This is a genomic window from Allobosea sp. Leaf344, from assembly GCF_001426225.1.
In the GTDB taxonomy this organism is placed as follows: Bacteria; Pseudomonadota; Alphaproteobacteria; order Rhizobiales; family Beijerinckiaceae; genus Allobosea.
This window is the reverse complement of sequence record NZ_LMRT01000013.1, coordinates 370,802-391,646: the sequence shown is the minus strand read 5'-3', so window position 1 is coordinate 391,646 and position 20,845 is coordinate 370,802. Positions and strand designations below refer to the sequence as shown.

Sequence of the window (20,845 nt, the reverse complement as noted above, 5' to 3'; positions counted from 1 at the left end):
GAAGCAATCCAGAGCCGCGGAGCGCTACGAGACTGGGTTGCTTCGCTGCGCTCGCAAGGACGACGAGCCTACGCTGGCCGAGGCTGAGATTGCGCTGACGGCGACGCCGCGTGCGCTCGACACTAGGCCGTGGTGCGGGAGAGGTCGGGGCCGGCTAGCCGCGCGGCAGAGCGGGCGGGATCACCACCACGGCATCGCCGGGAGCGATGTCGCCTTCGCGATCGACGCTGAGGACGAGGCCGCGAAGCTCCGCCGCCTGCTTGACGAAGGCGAATTCCAGCGCAGGCTCGCCGCAGAAGCCGGCCAGAGCCCGCCCCGCCTGCCGGCATGGGAGGTTGTAGCCCTCCACCCGCAGGATCGCGCCGCCATCGAAGCGGCCCTTGCCCTGCCAGCCGCCGCCGAAGGCCAGGCGGCTGCCCGGCGCCAGAGCGGAGAAGCCGGGAAGACCCTCGACCAAGAGATTGCCGCCGATCCATTCCGGCTGCAGCAGCGGGATCGCCACGCGCCGGGCGATCTCGGCGAGCTCGGCCCGGCACAGAGCGGATAATTGCCGGTCGTTGCGGATCACGGTGCCCCGTGTGAGCCATGGCTCGCGGGCGCCGGAGCGGCGCGTGGCGCCGGCATGCAGATCGCCGGGAATGCCCGTGAGGTCGAGCCGCAACCGCGGCGCGGCGGCCGTGACGAAGTCCGGCTGCCCCGGCGTTCCGGGCACGGCGCTATAGACGCCGCAGACACGGCCATGGCGATCCGACCCGGTCATAGCGGCCGATGAGCCGCCATGCCTGCCGGCACCTGACGCAAGGACGGGATCAAAGCAGCTGGAGCGACCCGGCCGCCGTCTTGCCGCGTTCGGTCTTGAGCTCGAACGAGACCTTCTGCCCCTCGGTCAGCGTCATCAGCCCGGCCTCCTTCACGGCCGTGATGTGCACGAACACATCCTTGCCGCCATCGGCCGGCTGAATGAAGCCGAAGCCCTTCTCGGTATTGAACCACTTCACAGTCCCGGTCGCCATAGCCGCATCCCTCGAAGCCAAGCCGCCCGGAGCCCCTTTGCCATGCTGCGGAGGCCCCGCAGCAAAAGAATTGACCGAAAAACTGAACTTGTCGAGATCAAAGCGGAAGCAGGGCAGCAATGGATGCGCTCAAGACTTGATCAACGTGAACGACGCCGCAACTGAGGCCGAAGAAGACCCGCCTAGATAGACCTCGAAGGCTCCCGGCTCGACATGGTAGTGCCCGGCATCGTCGTGATAGCCGAGCTCGCGCGCCGGGACGCGCAGCCGAACCTTGCGGGTCTCTCCGGCAGGAATCTGCACCTTCTCGAAAGCCTTCAGCGCGCGGACCGGCCGCGACCGGCTGGCGACGGGCTGGCGGACATAGAGCTGCACCACCTCCTGCCCATCCCGCTCGCCGGCATTGGTGACGTCGACCGTGACCTCGAGCGTGCCGTCGAGCGGCACCTGCACGCGCTCGACCCGGGCGTTGCCATAGCTGAAGCGCGAATAGGACAGGCCGAACCCGAAGGGGTAGAGCGGCTCGTTCTTCTCGTCCATGTAGATCGATTCATAGCGCTGGCGGATCTGCTGCGGGCGCCCGGTCGGCAGATGGTCGTAATAGACCGGGATCTGCCCGACGGATCGCGGAAAGCTCATCGGCGTCCGGCCCGAGGGATTGACCTTCCCGGCCAGCACGTCGGCGATCGCCGTCCGGCCCTCCGTGCCGCCATGGAAGGTCTGCACGATCGCCGCCACATGCCGGTCCGCCCAGCTCAGAACCAGGGGCCGGCCCGTCGCCAGCACCAGCACCACCGGCTTGCCGGTGGCGACCAGCGCTTCGAGCAGCGCCTGCTGGACCCCGGGCAGGCCGAGATCGGTGCGCGAGGCGCCCTCGCCCATGAACTCGCAATCCTCCCCCAGCATCGCGACCACCAGATCGCTGCGCGCCGCGAGATCGATCGCCCCCTGCCTGTCGGCGAATTCCGTGCCGCAGGCCTTGCCGACGCCGGCCGCATAGGAGACGCGCGTACCCGCCGGCAGCCGCTCCTGAAGCGCCTCGGGCAGGGGCTGGACGATACGGCGGCCGAGCCCGGCCGGATCCGTCCAGACACGCTCGTCCTCCGGCCGCGCCATGGCGCCGATCACGGCGACGGAGCCGACGGAGGGCTTGATCGGCAAGATCTCCGCGGCGTTCTTGAGCAGGATCACGCTTTCCTGCGCCGCCCTGAGCGCGACGTCGCGCGCCGCCTGCGTCTGCATCAGCGCCGGCGCGGCCGCGGGGTCGACATCGGGGCGCTCGAACAGGCCGAGATGGAACTTCACCCGCAGCACCCGACGCACCGCCGCGTCCAGCGCCTGCATCGGCACCCTTCCGGCCTTCACCTCGCCGGCGAGGTGCTTGTGATAGACATGGCCCATCATATCCATGTCGATCCCGGCGAGCAGCGCCTTGCGCGCGGCCTCGGCATCGTCGCGCGCGATGCCATGCAGCCGCAATTCGGTGATCGAGCCGAAATCCGAGGTGACGAAGCCCTTGAAGCGCCACTGGCCGCGCAGGAGATCGGTCAGCATCGCCTTGTTGGCGGTGGCCGGCATGCCGTTCAGCGCGTTGAAGGCGGCCATCGCCGTCATCGCACCCGCCTCGAACGCCGCCTTGAACGGCGGCAGATGCAGATCGTGCAGCTGGCTCGTCGGGATCCAGGTCGAGTTGTAGTCCCGCCCGCCCTCGCCGGCGCCGTATCCGACGAAATGCTTCACCGAGGCCGCGACGCCGCCGCGCTGGTAGCCGCGCGTGCGGGCCGCCGCGACGACCGAGGCATAGAACGGGTCCTCTCCCGCACCCTCCAGCACCCGGCCCCAGCGCGGATCGCGCGACATGTCGACCATCGGCGCGAAGGTCCAGTTGATGCCGGCCGCGCTCGCCTCGCGCCCGGTCCAATAGGCGGCCTCCTCGATCAGCTTCGGATTGAAGGTGGCGGCCTGGCCGAGCGGCAGCGGGAAATAGGTGGAGAAGCCGTGCACCGCATCGAGCCCGATGATCAGCGGGATCTTCAGCCGCGACTCGCGGGCCGCCTTCTGCACGGCGGCGATTTCCGCGGGCACGACGAAATTCATCACCGCGCCCATCCGGCCGGAGCGGATCTGGCTCTCGTCGAAGCCGTCGCCCCGTCCAGACAGGTGCAGCTGGCCGATTTTTTCCGCCAGCGTCATCCGGCCGAGCAGTGCTTGGATGCGGCGTTCGATCGCGGCGGCCTCGCGCCCTGTCTTCCATCCCACCGCTCCCTGCCCGAAGGCGAAGGCGGGCAGACACATCGCGAAGAGGACGGCGACGAGCCGCAGAATCATGGCAAGCCTCTTGGGGAGAAAGCGCAGGAGATGCGTGACGGGCACAGATCGCGGCCCTACAGGAATGGGCAGCTCGGCTCAACCATTGCATGGCGATGGCAGCCTGAACGGCGCCTGAATCCGGAGCCTCGGACGATGTCCCAGCCTGCAGCGGCCCCGCCGCCCCTCCAACAGCGCCACCGCTTCTACGAGGATGCGCTGGCGATCCTGATGGGCACCTTGCTGATCACCGTGGGCATCGCGCTCTTCGCCAAGGCGACCCTGATGACCGGCAGCGCGGCGGGCCTCGCCTTGCTGCTGCAATATGGCACCGGCCTGCCCTTCGGGCTGCTGTTCTCGGCGCTGAACCTGCCCTTCTACTGGCTCGCGATCCGGCGCATGGGCCTGCCCTTCACGCTGCGGACCTTCGCGGCCGTCTGCCTCATCTCCGGCCTCGTCCAGGCAACGCCGGGCTGGCTGCAGATCGCCAGCATCGCCCCGCTCTATGCCGCGCTGGCCGGCGGGGCGGCGATGGGCATGGGCATGCTGGCGCTGGCGCGCCACCGCACCGCCATCGGCGGCGTCAACATCCTGGCGCTGTATCTGCAGGAACGCCACGGGCTGCGCGCCGGCTGGGTCCAGCTCGGCATCGACGCCGCGATCTTCCTCGCCGCCTTCTTCGTGCTCCCCGCCGACAAGGTGCTGATCTCGATCCTCGGCACGACGGTGCTCAACGCCATCCTGGCGATGAACCACCGGCCCGGCCGCTACATGGCGGTCTCCTGACGGCGCCTCCCAAGCGCGACAGGCTTTTGGCGCGACAGCCTTGCCGGTTGCACATGGCGTGGCGCCATGCCAGTCAAACCGCCAGGGAAGCGAAACGCGAGACCGACGACATGGCCCAGCCCCTGACCATCGAAGACCTGCGCATCATGGCCAAGCGCCGGGTGCCGCGCATGTTCTACGATTATGCGGATTCGGGCGCCTGGACGGAGAGCACCTACCGCGCCAACGAGCAGGATTTCGCCGCCGTCAAGCTGCGCCAGCGCGTCGCCGTCGACATGACGAACCGCACCTTGGCCTCGACCATGGTCGGCCAGCCGGTGGCGATGCCGGTCGCGCTCGCCCCGACCGGGCTCACCGGGATGCAACACGCCGATGGCGAGATCCTCGCCGCCCGTGCCGCCCACAAGGCCGGCGTTCCCTTCACCCTCTCGACCATGAGCATCTGCTCGCTGGAGGACATCGCCAACCATGTCGGCCAGCCCTTCTGGTTCCAGCTCTATGTGATGAAGGATCGCGACTTCATCAGCCGGCTGATCCAGCGCGCCAAGGCGGCCGGGGTCACCGCGCTGGTGCTGACCCTCGATCTGCAGATCCTCGGCCAGCGCCACAAGGACGTCCGCAACGGCCTCTCCGCCCCGCCGAAGCCGACGCTGATGAACATGCTCAACCTGGCGACCAAGCCGCGCTGGTGCCTGAAGATGCTGGACACGCCGCGCCGCGGCTTCGGCAACATCGTCGGCCATGTCACCGGCGTCGCCGACATGTCCTCGCTCTCCTCCTGGACCGCCGACCAGTTCGACCCCAAGCTCAATTGGGACGATGTCAAATGGATCAAGGATCTGTGGGGCGGCAAGTTGATTCTGAAAGGCATCCTCGACGCGGAAGATGCTGAAATGGCTGCGCAAAGCGGCGCGGACGCGATCATCGTCTCCAATCATGGCGGCCGCCAGCTCGACGGGGCGCTCTCTTCCATCGCCGCCTTGCCGGCGATCGTCGACCAGGTCGGCGGGCGCATCGAGATCCTGTTCGACGGCGGCATCCGCTCGGGCCAGGACGTGATCAAGGCGCTGGCGCTCGGCGCCCACGGGACCTTCATCGGCCGCGCCTTCCTCTACGGGCTCGGCGCGATGGGCGAGGCCGGCGTCACCCGCTGCCTCGACATCATCCGCAAGGAGCTCGATGTGACGATGGCGCTGTGCGGGCTGCGCGACATCCTCGATGTCGATGCGCGGATTTTGGTGGGCGGGCGCGAGGGCGCGGTGAAGGCGCTGGCTGGCCGGTAGGCTCGGCCGGTCGGCTTGAAAGCCGCGCCCGACCGGGCTGATTACGCCGGGCCGACGGGGATTGCCGGCCGGCGAGAGCGTCGTGCTGTCAGCGTGGCAACGCCATGGTCCGGCGGTCGAGCGAAAGCTGCGTCCTGGCCCCGTGACCTTTGACGAGCGTCATCACCCAGCCCGTGCCAGCCGAGGTCGGCTGGCACGAACCGATGCGCGACCAGCCGGTCCTAGCGCGAGAACTTCTTGTACTGAATACGCTTCGGAATGGTGGAATCGATCCCCAGCCGGCGCTTCTTATCCTCTTCATATTCGGCGAAATTGCCCTCGAACCATTCGACATGGCTGTCGCCCTCGAAGGCGAGGATATGCGTGGCGATCCGGTCCAGAAACCAGCGATCGTGGCTGATGATCACGGCGCAGCCCGCGTAATCCTCCAGTGCCTCTTCCAGCGCCCGCAGCGTGTCGACGTCGAGATCGTTGGTCGGCTCGTCGAGCAGCAGCACATTGGCGCCCGATTTCAGCATCTTGGCGAGGTGCACGCGGTTGCGCTCACCGCCCGAGAGCGACCCCACCTTCTTCTGCTGATCGCCGCCCTTGAAGTTGAAGGCCGAGCAATAAGCCCTTGAATTGATTTCTCTCTTGCCGAGATAGATGATGTCGTTGCCGCCCGAGATCTCCTCCCAGACATTCTTCTTGTCGTCGAGGGAATCGCGGCTCTGGTCGACATAGCCGAGCTTGACGCTCTCGCCGATGGTGATGTTCCCGGCATCGGGCTTGTCCTGGCCGGTGATCATCCGGAACAGGGTGGTCTTGCCCGCGCCGTTCGGGCCGATCACGCCGACGATGCCGCCCGGCGGCAGCTTGAAGCTGAGACCGTCGATCAGGAGCTTGTCCTGGAAGCCCTTGGACAGATTCTCGAAATCGACGACGTTGTTGCCCAGCCGCTCGGCGATCGGGATGATGATCTGCGCGGTATCGGGCCCCTTGTTGTTGGCCTTCTGGACCAGCTCGTCATAGCGCTGGATACGGGCCTTGCTCTTGGCCTGGCGCGCCTTGGGCGAGGCCGAGACCCACTCCTGCTCGCGCTCGAGCGTCTTCTGGCGGGAGACGTCCTCGCGGTTCTCCTGGGCCAGGCGCTTCTGCTTCTGCACCGACCAGGCGGAGTAATTGCCCTCATAGGGGATGCCCTGGCCGCGATCGAGCTCGAGGATCCAGCTGGTCACATTGTCCAGGAAGTAGCGATCATGGGTCACGATCAGGATCGCGCCGGGATAGGTCCGCAAATGGCCTTCCAGCCAGGCGGTGGTCTCTGCGTCGAGATGGTTGGTCGGCTCGTCGAGCAGCAGCAGCTCAGGCTGTTCCAGCAGCAGCTTGCAGAGCGCGACGCGGCGGCGCTCGCCGCCCGAGAGCTTCGAGACCTCCCAATCATCCGGCGGGCAGCGCAGCGCGTCCATCGCCTGGTCGACCTTGCTGTCGAGATCCCACAGGCCCTTGGCCTCGATCTCGTCCTGCAGCCGGGTCATCTCGTCGGCGGTCTCGTCGGAATAATTCATGGCCAGCTCGTTGTAGCGGTCCATGATCGCCTTCTGCGGGGCGACGCCGAGCATGACGTTGTCGCGCACGTTCAGCGTCTCGTCGAGCTTGGGCTCCTGCGGCAGGTAGCCGACGCGCGCGCCTTCGGCCACCCAAGCCTCGCCGGTCCATTCCTTGTCGTAGCCGGCCATGATCTTCAGCAGGGTCGACTTGCCGGCGCCGTTGACGCCGAGCACGCCGATCTTGGCGTCGGGATAGAAGGAGAGATGGATGTCCTTGAGGACCTGCTTGCCGCCCGGATAGGTCTTCGACAGGCCGCGCATATGGTAGATGAACTGACGGGACATAGGGCGTGCGGGCTCCGCTTGCGGACGAGGGTCGCGAGGTCTGGGAAAGCTGGCGCGTATGTAGCGATCCCGCACCGCTGCCGCAACCGCGATGGCGTGCCGCGGCGAGGCTTCACAAATGCGCCAGCACGTGGCGGCGGCGGTTCCACCGCCACGGCTTTTGCGTAAGCTCGGCGCAGCAGCGCAAGACCGGCCTGCCGCAGGAGCGCCCATGACCCTGTCGTCTCTCGTGATCCGCTGGGCCCTGCCCGCTCTGATCGCCCTGTCCGCGACGCCGCTCAGGGCCGAGACCGGCGAACCCGGCTGCCGGCCGGAGATGGCGTCGCTGCAACGGCTGCCGATCCAGCGCGCCAATCTCGGCAAGGACGAGGTCCGCATCAGCTTCATCGGCCATGCCACCTTCACCATCGAGACGCCCGGCGGCGTCAAGGCGGCGACCGACTACAACGACTATGTCCGCCCGCCCGGCACGCCCGACATCGCGACGATGAACAAGGCGCATTCCTCGCATTACTCGCGCAACCCCGATCCCGGCATCAAGCAGGTCCTGCCCGGCTGGGACCCGAGCGGCGCCGGCGCGGCGAAGCATGACGTCACCCTGGGCGATCTGCGCGTGCGCAATGTCGCGACCAATATCCGCTCCTATAGCGGCGGCACGGATTACGACGGCAATTCCATGTTCGTCTTCGAGATCGGCGAGCTCTGCATCGCCCATCTCGGCCATCTCCACCACCCGCTGGAACCGGGCCATCTGCGCGCGCTCGGGCGTGTCGACGTCGTGCTCTTCCCGGTCGATGGCGGCTATACACTCGATCAGACCGGGATGATCGACGTGCTCAAGATGCTGCAGGCGCGGGTGATGATCCCGATGCATTTCTTCGGCGGTTCCAGCCTGGAGCGTTTTCTCGTGCGCACCGACCGGCAATGGCCGGTGGAGCGCCGGCCCGAGCCGGTGCTCACGGTCAGCAAGGCCGCTCTGCCGGCCCAGCCGACGATCATCGTGCTGCCCGGCAACTGAGCCGCGCCCTTAACCGATTGCTCAGCCTGAAACGAGGCTTCGCTTCCGTTCCCACTGCTTGCGGCGCAAGCTCGCCGCGCTGAACAGGGGAAGCACCATGCTGAAGGTTATTCTGATCGCCAGCCTCGGCGCAGGGTTGCTGTCGGCCAGCGAGGCCGAAGCCGCGAAAATGCGCATCGGCGGCGGCAAGCGCGCGACGGCGACGCAGGCCGCCTCGCCCGGCCTCGTCGCGGCGCCCTCGCTGCGCAGCGGCCGCGGCAATGCCGCGGCGGCCGAGCCGGCCCGGGTGCCCTTCCCGCCCGCGACCGCCGCGCCCGCCTTCGTCAGCCTGAACACGCGCGAGGCCAAGCGGCCCTGGTGCCAGTCCGAAATCGTCGTCGGCGGTTTCTGCGTCCTCAACTGAGCGGCGCCCGCCGCCCCCTCACCCGGTGCGCGCGGCCCGTCCCTCCAGCGGATAGGCCGGATCATTATAGCCCGGTGTCGAGGGATGGCCGGCCGGCACCAGCCGGTCGATCAGCGCCTCGTCCTCCGCGCTGAAGCTGATCTCGAGCGCCGCCAGATAGGCCTGCCATTGCTCCAGCGTGCGCGGCCCGGCGATGGCGGCGGTCAGGAAGCGATTGTTCAGCACCCAGGCGACGGCGAACTGGATCGGCGTCATGCCGCGCGCCTGGGCATGGGCCTTGATCTCCTGCGCGATCGACAGGCTCTCTTCCCGCCATTCGGTCTGCAGCATGCGCTTGTCGCCGCGCCCGGCGCGCGTACCCTGCTGCGGGGCGCTGCCCGGCTCGTATTTCCCGGTCAGCACGCCGCGGGCCAGCGGCGAATAGGAGGCGACGCCGAGGCCGAAATAGCCGCAGGCCGGCAGATGCTCCACCTCCGGCATCCGGTTCATCGCGTTGTAATAGGGCTGGCTGACGACCGGCCGGTCGATCCCGAGCGCGTCGCAGATCCGGCAGATCTCGGCCAGCCGCCACGACCTGTAGTTGGACACGCCGAAATAGCGGATCTTGCCCTGCGCGATCAGGTCGCCGATCGCGCGCACCGTCTCGGCCAGCGGCGTCGCGTGATCCTCCTTGTGCAGATAATAGATGTCGATGACCTCGGTCCCGAGCCGCTTCAGGCTGTTCTCGCAGGCCTGCATCACCCATTTCCGCGACAGGCCGGAGCGGTTGGGGCCGCCGCCGCCAACCGGATTGGCCACCTTGGTCGCCAGCACCCAATCATAGCGATGCTCGGCGATGGCGCGGCCGGTGATCTCCTCGGACACACCGTCGGAATAGGCATCGGCGGTGTCGATGAAATTCACCCCCGCCTCCCGGGCATGATCGATGATCGACCGGGAATCATGCTCGCTGGTCGCCCCGCCGAACATCATGGTGCCGAGGCAGATCGGCGAAACCTTCAGGCCCGAGCGGCCGAGCTGGCGATAGTCCATGGCGATCATCTCCCTGCGACGATCCCGATCCTGCCCGAGGCTTCGGCGCCGGACCAGAGCCGGCTACGCAGGCGGGGGCTGCGCCCGGCACCGCGGGAGCGGGACGCGGGCCGATGCCGGCAACTGCAAGGAAATGCTTAAGCTTTGCTGTCAGGGTTTCCGCATTGGAACCCGGCGGCCCATGAATATCGCAACCCTCGTCCAGAACCAGACGCTGGCCACGCTGCTCCAGGCGATGTCGCCCGGGGCCGCGCTCGCGCCCGGACGGACGGCCGAGGCGACGCTGCTCAGCCTCGACGGCGACGGCCGGGCGATCGCGCAGCTCGGCGACATCAGACTCGCACTGATCCTGGCCGGCCCGGTCGCCCGCCAGGCGGCGCTGCAGCCGGGCGCGACCTTGCTGCTCGGATTCGAGCCGCCGGAGGCGCCGGGCCAGCCTCTGCGCGCCACGCTCGTGGAGGTCCGGCCGCCTGCGCCGCGACCGCCCGACCAGCCTCAGGCCGATCCGGCCGATACCGCGGAAGCGGCCGCGCGCCAGCCGCTGCCGCAGGCCGGGTCGCTCCCGGGGCGCTCCGGCGAGGAGCGCAACCTTGCGAGTGGCGGGACCGCATCGGCCGCTCCGCCGCGGCCGGCCACCGTCGCCGAGGGCCAGATCGCCACGGCTCCGGCCGTCACCCCCGCGCGCGTCGCGGCCAACGCCATCCCGGTCGACGAGATCTTCCTGCAGGCCGCTCAGCCGCCGCGCGCCGTCGCTGCGGCCGAAGAAGCGGTCGCGCCGCGCGCCGCCGCCGGGCCCCTGCTCGGGAGGGCGATGGCGGAGCAGGACAGCCTCGCCCCGCTGATGGCCAATCTGCGCGGCCTGTCGCAGGGGACGCTGGCGTTCACTTTGCCCAAGACGCTGCTGCAGGGTGCGGACCGGCTGCTCGCCCAGGCTCTCCCGCTGGAACGGCAGGCGCCGACCGGCGAGATGCTGAAGGCGGCGGTGCAGCGCTCCGGCCTGTTCTTCGAGGCGCGGCAGGCCGAGGGCCGCAGCGTTCCGCCGCAGGCGGATCTGAAGGCCTCGCTGCTCGCTCTGCGCGAGGCGCTCGGCCCCGTGATCCAGCGGCTGGTCGAGGACCCCTCAGGCTCCCGCCCGGGTGCCCCCTCCCCGGCTTCCGCGCCGGCACGGTCGCAGCCGCCGGGGGCCCAGCCCGAGGCGAGCGCCCAGCGCCCGCCGCCGCCGCGCCGCGACGGGCCGCCCGCCTTCCAGCCCATTGCGGAGCCGACGCTGCAGCCCGGCGAGAAGCCGCTGGTCGTGGCCGAGACCCTGCTGCGCCAGACCGACGCCGCGCTCGACCGGGTGACCTTGTCGCAATTCGCCTCGCTGCCGCCGGACCAGCCGCGGGCGGATATGCAGGGGGCGCGCTGGGTGACGGAGCTGCCGCTGGCGATGCAGGCCGGCATCGCGATGATGCCGCTGCATGTCGAGCGCGAGCCGCCGCGCCAGGGGCCGCAGGACGCGCAGAGCCCGCTCTGGCGCGTGCGCTTCGCTCTCGATGTCGAGCCGATGGGGCCGCTGCAGGGCGTGGTGACCCTGCAGGGCCGCCATGTCGGCGTTTCGCTCTGGGCCGTGCGGGAAGACACCAGCCGGTTGCTGCGGCAGGCGGCGCCGGGCCTCGAAGCCGCGCTGCTCGATGCCAGTTTCGAGACGGGCGGGGTCGAGGTGCATCTCGGCCAGCCGCGCGTGCTCCAGCCCACCGCCGGGCAGTTCCTGGACCGGATGTCATGACGACCCCGCCGAACCCGCGCCAGATCGCGGTCGCGCTGGAATATGACGGCGCCGGCGCGCCGCGCGTCACCGCCAAGGGCCGCGGCGAACTGGCGGAGCGCATCATCGAGACCGGGCGCGAGCACGGCGTCGCGGTCGAGCAGAACCCGATCCTGGCGCAGGCGCTCTCCGCGGTCGAGCTCGACGACCAGATCCCGGAGGAGCTCTACCGCGCGACGGCGCAGGTCATCGGCTTCGTTCTGTCGCTGAGGGGCGAGCTGCGCCCCCGCCGGGACGGCGAGCGCTCGTGACCGCCGCGATCGTCGTCAGGCGCATCGCTCCCGCCGCCTATGCCTCGCTGCATCAGGAGGTGATGGAGCTCAGCGTCCGAGCGCAGGACGCCAATCCGCATATGCTCCCCGCCGCCATAGCGGCGGCCCGGATGCTCGTGCCCGACGACCGGATCATCATCCTCGCCGCCTATCACAGCGAGGCGCTGGGCTTCGAGCGGCTCGCCGGTATCTGGGCCTTCGCGCGGCGGCGCGACTGGCGCAGCGGCTTCGCCGAGATCCTGGTTTCGCCGCTGCTGCCGCTCTACGAGGTCTCCTCCGCCGCGATCATCGAGCGGGATCTCGCCGTGCCGGTGGCGAGCGCCATGCTGCGCCATCTCCTGGCGGCCAGCGATCTGCCGCGGCTCCTGGCCCTGCCCCAGCTGGCGCTGGAGGGCGAGAGCTACGCCACGCTCGCCGCCGCCTGCGAAGCCACCGGCAGCCGGATCCTGCCGATCGAGCGCTGGTCGCGGCCGATGCTGGTGCCGCAGACCGGCGACAGCCCCGAGCCCTATCTCCGGCGGTCGCTCGGCCACAGCTACAAGAAGCGGATGCAGCAGTTCCGCAGCATGCGCAAATACGGTGCCCTGTCCTTCCGGCGCGAGCGCGGCTTCGCGGCGCGCGACCGGCTGCCGGATTTCCTGGCGCTGGAAGCCTCCGGCTGGAAGGGCGAGGCCGGCAGCGCGCTCGCCCGGATTCCGGCGGACACCGCCTATATCCAGGCTCTGGTGGCCGAGTTCGCCGCGATCGACCGTCTCCAGATCGACAGCCTGCTGCTCGACGGCGCGCCCATCGCCATGGGGCTGCTGATCGAAAATGCCGGCACCCGCCATTTCCTGAAGATCGCCTATGACGAGCGCCATGCCCGCCTCTCGCCCGGGCGCGCTCTGACCATCGCCATGCTGCAGGCGGATTTCGCGACCACGCCGCCCGTGATCTTCGACAGCGGCGCCGGCGACGGCGTCGATGCCAGGACCTATGTCTGGGGGGAGCGGCGCGAGATCGGCCATGTGCTGATCGCGCTCGGCGGGGCGAGGCCCGGGCTGCCGCATCTCGCCGCCCGGGCCCGTCGCTGGCTGCGGAAGCTCAGGGCGCGGCTGCGGCGCTGATTTCGCGCTGGCATCCCGCCGCGGGATCGGCCACATCTGCCGCCGGACGCTGCGCTGCGCAGCCGAGGGGACAGGCAGGGAGCAGGCCATGACCAGCGCCATCAGGATCGGCATCGTCACGGTCTCGGACCGCGCCTCGGCCGGCGTCTATGCCGATGAGGGCGGGCCGGCGATCGAAGCCTATCTCGGCCGCGCCCTCGCCAGCCCCTGGGACAAGGTCGCCCGCATCATTCCCGACGACCGGGCGCTGATCGCCCGGACGCTCAGCGCGCTCGCCGACGAGGAGGGCTGCTGCCTGATCGTCACCACCGGCGGGACGGGGCCGGCCCCGCGCGACGTGACGCCGGAGGCGACCGAGGATGTGGTGGACAAGCCGATGCCCGGTTTCGGCGAGCTGATGCGCCAGGTCAGCCTGGCCAAGGTGCCGACGGCGATCCTGTCGCGCCAGACGGCCGGGATTCGCGGCCGCTCGCTGATCGTCAACCTGCCCGGCCGGCCGCGCGCCATCGCCGAATGCCTGGACGCGGTGATGCCGGCGATCCCCTATTGCATCGACCTGATCGGCGGGCCCTATCTCGAGACGGATCCCGAGGTGATCAAGGCCTTCCGGCCGGCCGTCCGCTGAAGCCGCCGGCCGGCAAAACGCCGGCAGACGATCAGCTCGGCTCGATCACGCCGACCTGCGCCGTGATCGGCCCGTAATGCTCGATGCGGCGATGGCGCTTGAAATCGAAGATCGTCTCCTTGCCGAAGCGCGTCGCGTCGAGGTCGCAGGGGTGGACGAGCACGCCATCCGCCTCGCCGTCGAGCACGGCCGCGATCTCGCCATTGGGGTCGACGATCATGGTGCCGCCCATCAGATGGTGGCCGTCCTCATCCCCCGCCTTCGCCACGGCGACCACCCATGTCGCGTTCTGATAGGCGCCGGCGGCCAGAGACAGCTTGTGGTGGAAGAGGCGCTGCTCCAGCCCTTCCCCCGCGCGCTGCGAATTGACGGAGGGGGTGTTGAAGCCGAGCAGGACCATCTCGACGCCCTGCAGCCCCATCACGCGATAGGTCTCGGGCCAGCGCCGATCGTTGCAGATGCACATGCCGATCAGCCCGCCCATCGTCCGCCAGACCGGGAAACCGAGATCGCCCGGCTCGAAATAGCGCTTCTCGAGATGCTGATGCGTGCGTTCCGGATCGAACTCGACATGGCCCGGCAGATGGATCTTGCGGTATTTGCCGATGATCGCGCCGGATTTGTCGACCAGGATCGAGGTGTTGAAATGCTGCCCCTCGGGCGTGAGCTCGGCATAGCCGAAGCTCATGCCCATCTTGTAGTGCCGCGCCAGATCGAACAGCGGCTGCACCGCGGGGTTGGGCATCGACGCCTCGAACCAGTGATCCGCCTCCGCCCGGTCCTCGTGATACCAGCGCGGGAAGAAGGTCGTCAGGGCGAGCTCGGGATAGACGATAAGATCGGCCTGCTGCGCCTTGGCCTGGTCCATCAGCTTGATCATCCGCGCGACGACCTGCTCGCGCGTTTCGGATTTCTGGATGGGGCCGAGCTGGGCGGCGGCGACGGTCAGGATGCGGGACATGGAACCTCGGCGGGACGGTCTGGCGGCTGGCGCGAGCATCGCGCAGCTGGTCGCCGGGCGCCAGCGAGATTCATGCCGACCCGGCATTCCCCGCGATGCATGGCATGCGCGATCTCGGGCCGCGAATCCTCAAGCCGAAAGTTCGCGGCCGATCGCCTGGACGAGCTGCGGCCCCACCGGATCGGCATTGCTGGAAAAGCCGCCGACCAGCTCGCCCTCGCGGCCGATCAGATATTTGTGGAAGTTCCAGCGCGGCACCTCGGTCGGCCGGCGCAGCGCCGCCCAGCGATAGAAGGGATGGGCGTCGGGCCCCTTCACCCGTGTCTTGTCGGCGAAGGCATAGGTCGCGCCATGGCTGGCGCGCACCGCCGCGGCGATGGCGGCTCCTTCGAGCGGTTCCTGCCCGCCGAAATCATTGCTCGGCACCGCGATCAGCATCAGGCCGCGCGCGGCATAGCGCTGCCAGAGCTGTTCGAGCGTCGCGAATTGATGGGCGTAGCCGCAGGTGGTCGCGGTGTTGACGATCAGGATGGGCCGGCCGCGGTAATCCGCCAGGCGGAACTGCCCGCCATCGGGCCTTGCGAAGCCGAAACCATGGGCGCCGCCGCTCTCCGCCGCCTCCCGCCCGGGCGTCGCGGCCTGCGCCGCCGCGGCCAGGGGGCCGGACAAGGCGGCGAGGCCGCCGAGCGATGCGATGAAATCCCTGCGCAGAAGCGTCATCTTCGCCTCCTCCGACGTGGCCTGGGGCTATCCCTACCCAAACTACGCCTGAAGGCCAGTCACGGATGCGTCTGTGCGGTGGGGAGCCGAGCCGGCGCAGCGGCGGGCCGGTCTTTCCAGGCGGGCTCGCCCGCCAGTTCCCTGCCTCAGCAGGCCAGGACCTTCTTCACGCGGACTTCGAGGTCGCGCAGCTCATAGGGCTTCACCACGTAATGATCGGCGCCGTTGGTCGTCGCCTCGTCCATCTTGTCGACCGAGCGCTCGGATGTCGCCATGATGATCTTGATCTGGTTCAGTTCCGGCACCGAGCGAATGGCGCGCAGCAGATCGATGCCGCTCATCCCGTCCATGTTCCAGTCGAGCAGCAGCAGGTCGTAGCGCTTGCTCTGCATCTTCATCAGCGCCTCGCGGGCATTCTCGGCTTCGTCGATGTCCTGAAATTCGATCTGCTTCAGGAAATAGGTCGCAAGCCCGCGCATGCTCTTCTGGTCGTCGACCACGAGGATCCGGTATTCACTTCTCGCTTTCATCACGCTCTCCTCAAGCGCTGCGCAGATTTTGACGGTCGCCGACGAGGTTGCCGACAGCCGCCCCGATCTGGTCGAGCGGCACGGCCCTGTCGGCGGCTCCGATCTCGAATGCCGCTTTAGGCATCCCGTTTACCACACAAGTTTCCCCACTTTGGATTAACGTCTCGGCCCCCGCTCTGCGCATGGCTAACAAACCGTCAGCACCGTCGCGGCCCATCCCGGTCAGCAGCACGCCGATCGCATTCGCGCCGAAGCTGCGCGCGACCGAGTGGAACATCACGTCCACCGAGGGCGAATGGCCGCTGACCAGAGGGCCTTCCTTCAGCTGGCAGACGATCTCGCCGCGCCGCTCTTCGATCTCGAGATGGCGCGGGCCACCGGGCGCCACCACGGCCATGCCCGGCTTCAGCCGGTCGCCATCGGCGGCCTCGCGCACGTCGAGCCCGGTGGCGGTCGCCAGCCGCGCCGCAAATTTCGCGGTGTAGCCGGGCGGCATGTGCTGCACCACGACGACCGGGATCCGCAAGGTGGCGAGGTCGCGCATCACCACCTGCACCGCAGGGACGCCGCCAGTGGACGCACCGATCGCGATCAGCGAGGTGCGCGCCCCGGCCCGTACCGGCTCGCGGGCCAGCAGCGTCCGCGCCGGCTGGACCTCGCGCCGCGCCGCGAACATCCGCCGGCTGCTCGCCGCCCGCTGCAGCCCGGAGACCACGTTGCGCATGAACATGTCGAGCGTATTGGTGGCGCCGTCGGGCTTCTCGATGAAATCGATCGCGCCGAGTTCCAGCGCCTGGATCGTGTTGTCCGCGCCCGGCCCGCCGAAGGCGGAGACGATCAGCACCGGCAACGGGTCCTGCTTCAGGACCCGTGCCAGCAGCTTGAGACCGTGCCGCCCCGGCAGTTCGAGATCGAGCGTCACCACATCCGGCCGCAGTTCCTGGATCGTGTCCCAGCCCTCCTCGGCGCTGCCGGCGACGCCGATCACCTTGAAGCCCGGCGCGGAATCGATGATCTGCTTCATCAGCTTCTGCATCAGCAGGGAATCGTCGACGACGAGCACCTTCACCGGCGAAGCCGCGGATGGCGTGAACGCGGTCATGAGAAGATCTCGATCTCGCCAGCCACGGGCTGCGTCTTGAGGCGGTTGAGATAGGCGACCTCCTGCTCCTGGCCGCTGTCGCGCGAGGTCGGCTGGACATGCTGCACCCAGGCCCGCCCGGTCGAGGGCTGGTAGTGGATGCGGCGCGAGCGCGTGCCGCCGACATCCTTCGACACGATCGGAATACCCTCGCGGTTCAGGAAATCCGTGACGAAGGCGATGTTGCCGTCGCCGATCGCCAGCATCGTCGCCCCCGACAGGACGCGCGCCCCGCCGAACACCTTGGCCTCGAGATTGCTGCGCTTGGCACCGCGCTTCAGCAGCCCGTTGATCAGCACCTCCATGGCGGTGTCGCCATAGCGCTCGCCCGCCCCGGCATCGCTGGCGCCGTTGTTCTTGGGCAGCAGGAAATGGTTGAGCCCGCCGACGCCGGCGCTGGGATCGCGCATGCAGACCGAGATGCAGGAGCCCAGCACGGTCGCCACGATCTCGTCCTTGGCGGCGGTGATCTCGTGTTCGCCGGGCGCGACGGTGATGATCGTCGCCTCGAACCGGGGATCGAAATAACGGCGTGAGGATCGGGCGACACTCATGGCAGTCTCTCATAGATGGTGCGACCGATCAGCCGGAGCTGAGGGTGGGGTTGCGGTAGCGATTCCGAATGGCCGAGATAGAGGAAGCCGCCCGGCGACAGCAGCGCGACGAAGCGGTCGAGGATCGACGCCTTGGTCTGCGTGTCGAAATAGATGAAGACGTTGCGGCAGAAGATGACGTCGAAGGGCCCGGTCATCGGCCAGCGTTCGATCAGGTTCAGCCGCTTGAACGCGATCATCCGGCGCAGATCGTCGCTGATGCGCGCCTCGCCCCGGCCATGCGCCTCGATCTTGAGCAGGGGCTTGATGTCCGAGGGCAGCCGCTCGAACTGGTCGACCGGGTAGAGCGCGGTCTCCGCCTTGGCGAGGATGTCCGTGTCGATATCGGTGGCGAGGATCCGGAAGTCGATATCGCTGCGCGCGCCGAGCACGTCGCGTGAGACGGCGGCGATGCTGTAGGGCTCCTCCCCCGATGACGAGGCCGAGCACCAGATCCGGATGCGGCCGCGGCGGGCGCTGCGCTCCTGGACCAGCTTCGGCAGCACATCCTTGCGCAGATGGTCGAAATGATGCCGCTCGCGGAAGAACGAGGTGTGGTTGGTGGTGACCGCGTTGATCAGCTCCGGGATCTCGTCCGCCGCCTGCGGCGTCTTCAGATAGGCGCAGTATTCGCTCACCGACCCGAGCCCGAGCGCCTTGACCCGGCGCGCCAGCCGGCCGCGCGTCATCGCCTCCTTGTGCTCGCGGATGACGATGCCGGCCTGCTCATAGACCAGCTTCGCGATGAAGCTCATGTCGTCGCGGGTCAGCGAGACATCGGCAGGGGCCTGGGGCGCCAGCATGGCGTTGGATTTAGACATCTCAGCTCAAAACTCCGACCATTGTTCGGTTCGACCCGCGTTTGCGACGCGCTTGCGGGGAACCGCCTTCTCTGCAGAGGCACCGTCCGGCCTGGAGGGCTCGGCCCGCCGCGGCACCGGCTGCCGCACCGGCTCGGCCGGCTGCGGCGGCCTCTGGCGCGGCGGCACGGGAGCGCGGCGCGCGATCTCGGCGGCCTCTGTCCCGGTCCGGAAGAAGCCGACGAGATCGCGCAGGGCGGCGATCTCCTCCATCAGCTCGGTGGCGGAGCCGGCGCTCTGCTCGGCCAGCGCCGCGTTCTGCTGGGTCGAGCCGTCCATATCCGCCACGGCCTGGCTCATCTCGTGGATGCCCTGCGCCTGGCGGGCGGTGGCGGACGATATCTCGGCGATGATCTCCGAGACCCGGCCGGCCGCCGCGACGATCCGGTCGAGCGCATCCCCGGTCTCCCGGACATGGCGCACGCCCTCGCCGACCTGCTCGTTGGATGAGAGGATCAGACCCTTGATGTCCTTCGCCGCCTGGCCGGAGCGCTGCGCCAGCGCCCGCACTTCGGAGGCGACGACCGCGAAGCCCTTGCCGGCATCCCCTGCCCGCGCCGCCTCAACCGCGGCGTTCAGCGCGAGGAGATTGGTCTGGAAGGCGATCTCGTCGATCACGGTGACGATGTCCGAAATTCGCGAGGAGGAGGCCTCGATCCGCTCGATCGCGCCGACAGTCTGCGACACCACCGCCTTGCCGTCGCTGGCCATGGCCATGGCGGTTCCGGCCATCTCGGTCGCCTCGCGCGAGCGCGCCGCGCTCTGCTTGACCGATGCGGCGAGCTGCTCGGTCGTCGCGGCGGTCTCTTCGAGATTCACCGCTGTGGCTTCGGTGCGCGCCGCGAGATCCCCGGCGCCGCTGCTGATCTCCTGCGCCGCGCGCGAGACTTGCCCGGCCGTGCTCTGGATTGTCGCGACCGTGTCGCCGAGCCTGTCGAGCGTGCCGTTCAGGCTCTGCTTCAGCTCGTCCAGGCGGCCGCGATAGGCGCCCTGCATGCGCTGGGTCAGGTCGCCTTCGGCGAGCGCGCCGAGAACCTGCGAGAATTCGGCGACGGCGCCCTCGACCAGCGCGTTGATCTGGTTCACCCCCGCGGCGATGGCCTGCAGGGTCTCGGGCTTGCCCGTCAGCGCCGCGCGCCGCGAAAAATCGCCTTCTCCGGCGGCCGCGACCATGGCGGCGACCTCGGCCGCGGCTGCGAGCTCGTCGGTCAGTTCGAGCCATTCCACAGAAGTGCCCAGGCGCCTGCCCTGGCTATCGGCGACGGGAGTCAGGGTCAGTGCGACGGTGCGCCGGCCGAGCACGTAGCGAAGACTGCCCTGCGCGCCCGGGAGCGCGCTGCCGGGCTCGCGCTGGACGCCTTCCATCACCTTGCCGAGCATGTCCTTGGCGGAACAGCCGGGGAAGGCGATGCGGAAATCCTCCTGCGCCTCGGTGAAGAATTTGAGCAGCGAGGCGTTGACGTAGACGACACGGTTGCGCTCGTCGCAGACCATCATGCTGGTGCGGCAGCCATCGAGCGCGGCGCGGATGCGCGCGGCCTCGACGCCGGCGGCATGGACCGCACCCAGCGCCTGCGCCAATTCGCCGATCTCGCCGGCATTGCCGAGCGCGGGCAGGCCCGCATCGCTCGCGCCCTCGGCGATCCGCAGCGCCGCCTCGCGCAGCGCGGAGAGCCTGCTGCCGATGCGCCGCGCCAGCAGGAGGCCGACGAGCCCGAGCAGGGCCAATGAAGCGAGCCCGATCGCGACGAGCCGTGGCATCGCCGCCGCCAAAGCGCTGTCAATCTGGGCCGCGGCCGGTCCCGCCTGGGCGGTGATCGCTCCATGGGCGGCGAGCATGGCCGCAGTGCCGATGGCCAGGCACGCTGCCAGGAAGAGCATGGGCAGGCGCAGGGACAAGCTCGATAGGGAACCGACGAAATTGCCCATATTTTTGGTCGTTCTTTCTTGTCGACGGTTCTTCCTGATCTAAACGCAACCCTTTTTCGGAAGAGGACTGGAAATCAGTTGGGGCGGGCGGCCTTCGCGACCTGCTGCTCGACGCCGCCGTCGCGGATCACCGCGGCGAGATCGAGCAGGGCGACGATGTCGGTGTCGAGGAGCACGAGCCCTTCGATCAGACCATGCTCGTCACGCTCCAGATCCGGCGCGGGCCGCACGGCGCTGACCGGCACATCGACGATGTCGGACACGGAATCGACCAGCAGCCCGGCCGTCTTGTCGTCGACGTCGACGACGACGATGACATGGGTCGCCGAGGCTTCGGTGGTGCCGAGGCCGATCGAGGTGCGCAGATCGTAGACCGCCAGGATCACGCCGCGCAGATTGAGCACGCCGCGGACATGCGGGGCCGAATGCGGCAGCGGCGTCGTGGCCTGCCAGCCCTTGATCTCGCGGACCATGCCGACATCGATGCCGAAGGTCCGGTCGCCGACGCGGAAGGTGACGATGCGGCGGACAGCCGATTCGGGCTGGGCCGATGAGAAGTGCTTTTCGCCGAGTTGCAGTGTCATG

The 20,845-nt window shown here is 68.8% G+C and carries 21 protein-coding genes; 8 read left to right on the top strand and 13 right to left on the bottom strand.

The genetic code is table 11. The annotated features are described in order from the left end of the window. Positions 1-154 precede the first annotated feature (154 nt). From ASG72_RS10545 to ASG72_RS10535, 3 genes are all read right to left on the bottom strand, one after another. Entirely contained in the window at positions 155-760 is a 606-nt protein-coding gene (locus ASG72_RS10545) for an MOSC domain-containing protein (protein WP_056711883.1), read from the bottom strand. A 49-nt stretch (positions 761-809) separates the two neighbouring features. Continuing rightward, positions 810-1,013, bottom strand: a complete 204-nt coding sequence (locus tag ASG72_RS10540; RefSeq protein WP_056711879.1) for a cold-shock protein — start codon at positions 1,011-1,013, stop codon at positions 810-812. Between the two features lie 129 nt (positions 1,014-1,142). Further along, positions 1,143-3,341, bottom strand: a complete 2,199-nt coding sequence (locus tag ASG72_RS10535) for a glycoside hydrolase family 3 N-terminal domain-containing protein (protein ID WP_056711877.1) — start codon at positions 3,339-3,341, stop codon at positions 1,143-1,145. Between the two features lie 135 nt (positions 3,342-3,476). Here ASG72_RS10535 and ASG72_RS10530 point away from each other — a divergent pair, with 135 nt between their 5' ends. Together ASG72_RS10530 and ASG72_RS10525 are read left to right on the top strand one after the other, a co-directional pair. Continuing rightward, positions 3,477-4,106, top strand: coding sequence for a YitT family protein (locus tag ASG72_RS10530; protein ID WP_056711874.1), 630 nt, complete (start codon positions 3,477-3,479; stop codon positions 4,104-4,106). Positions 4,107-4,216: 110 nt separating this feature from the next. Next, positions 4,217-5,389, top strand: coding sequence for an alpha-hydroxy acid oxidase (locus ASG72_RS10525; RefSeq protein WP_056712576.1), 1,173 nt, complete (start codon positions 4,217-4,219; stop codon positions 5,387-5,389). Positions 5,390-5,610: 221 nt separating this feature from the next. Here the strand turns inward: ASG72_RS10525 and ettA are convergent, their stop codons facing one another. Then, on the bottom strand, positions 5,611-7,263 hold the full coding sequence (gene ettA, locus ASG72_RS10520; protein ID WP_056711871.1) for an energy-dependent translational throttle protein EttA: 1,653 nt from the start codon (positions 7,261-7,263) through the stop codon (positions 5,611-5,613). 211 nt (positions 7,264-7,474) lie between these two features. On the opposite strand from ettA, the gene ASG72_RS10515 reads away from it, so the two are divergent. Continuing rightward, entirely contained in the window at positions 7,475-8,281 is an 807-nt protein-coding gene (locus tag ASG72_RS10515; protein ID WP_082540257.1) for an MBL fold metallo-hydrolase, read from the top strand. A gap of 97 nt (positions 8,282-8,378) precedes the next feature. Then, a complete protein-coding gene (locus ASG72_RS10510) occupies positions 8,379-8,684 on the top strand; it encodes a hypothetical protein (RefSeq protein ID WP_156395897.1) in 306 nt (101 codons plus the stop codon). An 18-nt stretch (positions 8,685-8,702) separates the two neighbouring features. Here the strand turns inward: ASG72_RS10510 and ASG72_RS10505 are convergent, their stop codons facing one another. Continuing rightward, positions 8,703-9,716, bottom strand: a complete 1,014-nt coding sequence (locus tag ASG72_RS10505) for an aldo/keto reductase (protein ID WP_056712574.1) — start codon at positions 9,714-9,716, stop codon at positions 8,703-8,705. A 181-nt stretch (positions 9,717-9,897) separates the two neighbouring features. On the opposite strand from ASG72_RS10505, the gene ASG72_RS10500 reads away from it, so the two are divergent. From ASG72_RS10500 to mog, 4 genes are all read left to right on the top strand, one after another. Further along, a complete protein-coding gene (locus ASG72_RS10500) occupies positions 9,898-11,484 on the top strand; it encodes a flagellar hook-length control protein FliK (RefSeq protein ID WP_056711863.1) in 1,587 nt (528 codons plus the stop codon). Then, complete coding sequence (locus ASG72_RS10495; protein WP_056711860.1) at positions 11,481-11,774, top strand: EscU/YscU/HrcU family type III secretion system export apparatus switch protein; 294 nt, start codon at positions 11,481-11,483, stop codon at positions 11,772-11,774. Before ASG72_RS10500 ends, ASG72_RS10495 begins: the two co-directional genes overlap by 4 nt. Further along, positions 11,771-12,901, top strand: a complete 1,131-nt coding sequence (locus ASG72_RS10490; RefSeq protein ID WP_056711856.1) for a GNAT family N-acetyltransferase — start codon at positions 11,771-11,773, stop codon at positions 12,899-12,901. The genes ASG72_RS10495 and ASG72_RS10490 overlap by 4 nt, the downstream gene beginning before the upstream one ends. A gap of 88 nt (positions 12,902-12,989) precedes the next feature. Beyond that, a complete protein-coding gene (mog, locus tag ASG72_RS10485) occupies positions 12,990-13,526 on the top strand; it encodes a molybdopterin adenylyltransferase (protein ID WP_056711853.1) in 537 nt (178 codons plus the stop codon). A gap of 31 nt (positions 13,527-13,557) precedes the next feature. Here mog and ASG72_RS10480 read toward each other — a convergent pair whose 3' ends face one another. The 8 genes from ASG72_RS10480 to ASG72_RS10445 form a co-directional block, all read right to left on the bottom strand. Next, positions 13,558-14,487, bottom strand: a complete 930-nt coding sequence (locus ASG72_RS10480; RefSeq protein WP_056711850.1) for an N-carbamoyl-D-amino-acid hydrolase — start codon at positions 14,485-14,487, stop codon at positions 13,558-13,560. Positions 14,488-14,616: 129 nt separating this feature from the next. Then, entirely contained in the window at positions 14,617-15,207 is a 591-nt protein-coding gene (locus ASG72_RS10475) for a glutathione peroxidase (protein ID WP_056711847.1), read from the bottom strand. A gap of 146 nt (positions 15,208-15,353) precedes the next feature. Next, the gene (locus ASG72_RS10470) at positions 15,354-15,737 is read right to left on the bottom strand and encodes a response regulator (RefSeq protein ID WP_056711844.1); all 384 of its coding nucleotides are present in this window, start codon (positions 15,735-15,737) and stop codon (positions 15,354-15,356) included. Between the two features lie 10 nt (positions 15,738-15,747). After that, positions 15,748-16,839 (bottom strand): chemotaxis-specific protein-glutamate methyltransferase CheB, encoded by a 1,092-nt coding sequence (gene cheB / locus ASG72_RS10465; RefSeq protein ID WP_056711841.1) that lies wholly within the window; start codon positions 16,837-16,839, stop codon positions 15,748-15,750. Next, entirely contained in the window at positions 16,836-17,432 is a 597-nt protein-coding gene (locus ASG72_RS10460) for a hypothetical protein (protein ID WP_056711838.1), read from the bottom strand. The genes cheB and ASG72_RS10460 overlap by 4 nt, the downstream gene beginning before the upstream one ends. Continuing rightward, positions 17,429-18,292 carry a protein-glutamate O-methyltransferase gene (locus tag ASG72_RS10455; protein ID WP_082540256.1) on the bottom strand — a complete coding sequence of 288 codons (864 nt, stop codon included), beginning with the start codon at positions 18,290-18,292 and terminating at the stop codon, positions 17,429-17,431. The genes ASG72_RS10460 and ASG72_RS10455 overlap by 4 nt, the downstream gene beginning before the upstream one ends. A 6-nt stretch (positions 18,293-18,298) precedes the next feature. Continuing rightward, complete coding sequence (locus ASG72_RS10450; protein WP_082540255.1) at positions 18,299-20,260, bottom strand: methyl-accepting chemotaxis protein; 1,962 nt, start codon at positions 20,258-20,260, stop codon at positions 18,299-18,301. Positions 20,261-20,334: 74 nt separating this feature from the next. Beyond that, on the bottom strand, positions 20,335-20,844 hold the full coding sequence (locus ASG72_RS10445) for a chemotaxis protein CheW (protein ID WP_162246230.1): 510 nt from the start codon (positions 20,842-20,844) through the stop codon (positions 20,335-20,337). Between the last annotated feature and the right edge of the window lies 1 nt (position 20,845).

What these genes read in the sequence shown, in the direction of transcription:
- ASG72_RS10515 (WP_082540257.1), top strand. Translation starts at nt 7,475, where the DNA reads ATGACCCTGTCGTCTCTCGTGATCCGCTGGGCCCTGCCCGCTCTGATC.
- cheB (WP_056711841.1), bottom strand. Translation starts at nt 16,839, where the DNA reads ATGACCGCGTTCACGCCATCCGCGGCTTCGCCGGTGAAGGTGCTCGTC.
- ASG72_RS10480 (WP_056711850.1), bottom strand. Translation starts at nt 14,487, where the DNA reads ATGTCCCGCATCCTGACCGTCGCCGCCGCCCAGCTCGGCCCCATCCAG.
- ASG72_RS10495 (WP_056711860.1), top strand. Translation starts at nt 11,481, where the DNA reads ATGACGACCCCGCCGAACCCGCGCCAGATCGCGGTCGCGCTGGAATAT.
- ASG72_RS10525 (WP_056712576.1), top strand. Translation starts at nt 4,217, where the DNA reads ATGGCCCAGCCCCTGACCATCGAAGACCTGCGCATCATGGCCAAGCGC.
- mog (WP_056711853.1), top strand. Translation starts at nt 12,990, where the DNA reads ATGACCAGCGCCATCAGGATCGGCATCGTCACGGTCTCGGACCGCGCC.
- ASG72_RS10455 (WP_082540256.1), bottom strand. Translation starts at nt 18,292, where the DNA reads ATGTCTAAATCCAACGCCATGCTGGCGCCCCAGGCCCCTGCCGATGTC.
- ASG72_RS10450 (WP_082540255.1), bottom strand. Translation starts at nt 20,260, where the DNA reads ATGGGCAATTTCGTCGGTTCCCTATCGAGCTTGTCCCTGCGCCTGCCC.
- ettA (WP_056711871.1), bottom strand. Translation starts at nt 7,263, where the DNA reads ATGTCCCGTCAGTTCATCTACCATATGCGCGGCCTGTCGAAGACCTAT.
- ASG72_RS10535 (WP_056711877.1), bottom strand. Translation starts at nt 3,341, where the DNA reads ATGATTCTGCGGCTCGTCGCCGTCCTCTTCGCGATGTGTCTGCCCGCC.
- ASG72_RS10500 (WP_056711863.1), top strand. Translation starts at nt 9,898, where the DNA reads ATGAATATCGCAACCCTCGTCCAGAACCAGACGCTGGCCACGCTGCTC.
- ASG72_RS10540 (WP_056711879.1), bottom strand. Translation starts at nt 1,013, where the DNA reads ATGGCGACCGGGACTGTGAAGTGGTTCAATACCGAGAAGGGCTTCGGC.
- ASG72_RS10445 (WP_162246230.1), bottom strand. Translation starts at nt 20,844, where the DNA reads ATGACACTGCAACTCGGCGAAAAGCACTTCTCATCGGCCCAGCCCGAA.
- ASG72_RS10530 (WP_056711874.1), top strand. Translation starts at nt 3,477, where the DNA reads ATGTCCCAGCCTGCAGCGGCCCCGCCGCCCCTCCAACAGCGCCACCGC.
- ASG72_RS10460 (WP_056711838.1), bottom strand. Translation starts at nt 17,432, where the DNA reads ATGAGTGTCGCCCGATCCTCACGCCGTTATTTCGATCCCCGGTTCGAG.
- ASG72_RS10510 (WP_156395897.1), top strand. Translation starts at nt 8,379, where the DNA reads ATGCTGAAGGTTATTCTGATCGCCAGCCTCGGCGCAGGGTTGCTGTCG.
- ASG72_RS10545 (WP_056711883.1), bottom strand. Translation starts at nt 760, where the DNA reads ATGACCGGGTCGGATCGCCATGGCCGTGTCTGCGGCGTCTATAGCGCC.
- ASG72_RS10475 (WP_056711847.1), bottom strand. Translation starts at nt 15,207, where the DNA reads ATGACGCTTCTGCGCAGGGATTTCATCGCATCGCTCGGCGGCCTCGCC.
- ASG72_RS10505 (WP_056712574.1), bottom strand. Translation starts at nt 9,716, where the DNA reads ATGGACTATCGCCAGCTCGGCCGCTCGGGCCTGAAGGTTTCGCCGATC.
- ASG72_RS10470 (WP_056711844.1), bottom strand. Translation starts at nt 15,737, where the DNA reads ATGAAAGCGAGAAGTGAATACCGGATCCTCGTGGTCGACGACCAGAAG.